The sequence below is a fragment of the Roseisolibacter sp. H3M3-2 genome, from assembly GCF_029211165.1.
Classification (GTDB): domain Bacteria; phylum Gemmatimonadota; class Gemmatimonadetes; order Gemmatimonadales; family Gemmatimonadaceae; genus Roseisolibacter.
Window position 1 is genome coordinate 1 of the sequence record NZ_JARGEK010000552.1, and the last position, 2304, is coordinate 2304.

The window sequence follows — 2304 nt, forward strand, 5'->3', positions numbered from 1 at the left end:
CTCGACGCCGCGCGCGCGCCGCGCGGCGGGCTGCGCGTGCTGCACGGCAACCTCGCGCCGCGCGGCGCGGTGCTGAAGACGGCCGGCGCGCACGACCCGCGGCTGCAGCGCCACCGCGGGCGCGCGGTGGTGTTCGACGGCGTGGCCGACCTCAACGCGCGCATCGACGACCCGGACCTCGACGTCGACGCCGACAGCGTGCTGGTGCTGCGCGGCATGGGCGTCCTCGGCGCCGGCATGCCCGAGGTGGGGCACATCCCGATCCCCGCGAAGCTCGCGCGCGCCGGCGTGCGCGACATGCTCCGCCTCTCCGACGCCCGCATGAGCGGCACCGCCACCGGCACCGTGGTCCTGCACGTCACCCCCGAGGCCGCGGCCGGCGGCCCGCTCGGCCTCATCGCCACCGGCGACGAGATCGCGCTCGACGTCGAGGCGGGGACGATCGCGCACTTCCTCTCGGACGAGGAGCTGGCGCGGCGCACGCCGTACCGCGCCCCCGACGCGCCGACGCGCGGCTACGCCTGGCTGCACCGCCGCCACGCGCTGCAGCCCGACGCCGGCTGCGACTTCGACTTCCTGCGCGCCGACTTCGCGGCGCCCCCCGCATGAGCGCCGCCACGCGGCGCGTCGGCTTCCTCGGCGCCGGGGCGATGGGGGCCGGCATGGTGCGCCGGCTGCTCGCCGCCGGGCACCGCGTCACGGTGTGGGAGCGCACCCCGGGGCGCCACGCCGCGCTCGCCGCCGACGGGGCCGCGGTCGCCCGCGCGATCGCCGACGTCGTGCGCGACGCCGACGCGGTGGTCGGCTGCCTCGCCGACACTGCGGTCACGCGCGACGTCTGGCTCGGCGCCGACGGCGTGACGGCGCACGCGCGCGCCGGGCAGACGCTGATCGAGCACGGCACCTTCGACCCCGCGCTCGCCGCCGAGATCGCCGACGCGGCGGCGCGGTGCGGCTGCGCGTTCCTCGACGCGCCGGTGTCGGGGGGGCCGGAGCGCGCGCGCAGCGGCGAGCTGGTGACGATGGTCGGCGGCGGCCGCGCCGCCTTCGACGCCGCCCGCGGGCTGCTCGGCGCCTACGCCGCGCGCGCCGAGTGGGCGGGGCCGAGCGGGAGCGGGCAGCGCCTGAAGCTGGTGAACCAGTACCTCGTGAGCGTGCACGTCGTGGCGGCCGCCGAGGCGAGCGCGCTGGTGCTGCGCGCGGGGCTCGACCCCGCGGTCGCGCACGCGGTGCTGATGCGCGGCTGGGCGGCGAGCGCGATGCTCGACCGCGCGCTCCCCCGCGCCGCCGCCGACGACTTCGCCGACACGGGCGCGCCGGTCGCGCGCATCCTCGAGGCGCAGGGGATGATCGCCGACATGATGCGCGACGCCGGCGTCGACTCGCGCCTGCTGGCCCCCGCGCGCGCCGCCTTCGACCGCGCCGTCGCGACCGGCGCCGCGGAGCTCGACCTCACCGCCGTCGTCCTCCCCTACCTCACATGAGCGTCCCGCCGCGCGTCGCCCTCGTCACCGGCTCGTCGAGCGGCATCGGCGCCGCGATCGCCCGCGCGCTGCACGCCGACGGCTGGCGCGTCGCGCTCAACGGCCACCGCGACGCCGACGCCGGCGCGGCGCTCGCCGCCGCGCTGCCGGGCGCCACCTACGTCGACGCCGACGTGAGCGCTCCCGACGACGCGCGGCGCCTCGTGCGGGAGACGGTCGACGCGCACGGGCGGCTCGACGCGGTGGTCAACAACGCCGGCATCGCGCGCCGCATCCCGCACGACGACCTCGACGCGGTCGACGACGCGTTCTGGGACCTGGTGATGGCGGTGAACCTCAAGGGCCCGTGGAACGTCGCCCGCGCCGCGCGCCCGCACCTCGCCGCCGCGCGCGGGCAGATCGTGATGACCGGCTCGATCGCCGGCTTCACGGCCGCGGGGAGCTCGATCCCCTACTCGGTCTCCAAGGCCGGCGTGCTGCACCTCACCCGCCTGCTGGCGCGCGCCCTCGGCCCCGAGATCCGCGTCAACGCGATCGCGCCGGGCTACATCGAGACGCCGCTCACGCGCGAGTGGCAGCCGCTGCGCGAGCACGTCGTGGCGCACGCCCCCGCGCGCCGCCTCGGCGTCCCCGAGGACGTGGCGGGGGCGGTGGTCGGGCTCATGGGGATGGAGTACGTGACGGGGGCGGTGCTGCCGGTGGATGGGGGGTTGTCGCTGCTCTGAGGGCCTGGAACGGCGTGGTCTGATACGGCGTGGTCCGATAGGGCGTGGTCTGATACGGCGTGGTCTGATACGGCGTGGTCTGATACGGCGTGGTC

The 2304-nt window shown here is 77.7% G+C and carries 3 protein-coding genes; all 3 read left to right on the forward strand.

What is annotated here, in order from left to right:
• Positions 1 to 609: dihydroxy-acid dehydratase (locus PYV61_RS24360; RefSeq protein ID WP_275836472.1), on the forward strand; the 609-nt coding region annotated here is incomplete at its 5' end.
• A complete protein-coding gene (locus tag PYV61_RS24365; RefSeq protein ID WP_275836473.1) occupies positions 606 to 1484 on the forward strand; it encodes an NAD(P)-dependent oxidoreductase in 879 nt (292 codons plus the stop codon). The genes PYV61_RS24360 and PYV61_RS24365, both read left to right, overlap by 4 nt.
• Positions 1481 to 2209, forward strand: coding sequence for an SDR family oxidoreductase (locus PYV61_RS24370; protein ID WP_275836474.1), 729 nt, complete (start codon positions 1481 to 1483; stop codon positions 2207 to 2209). The genes PYV61_RS24365 and PYV61_RS24370 overlap by 4 nt, the downstream gene beginning before the upstream one ends.
• Positions 2210 to 2304: the final 95 nt, after the last annotated feature.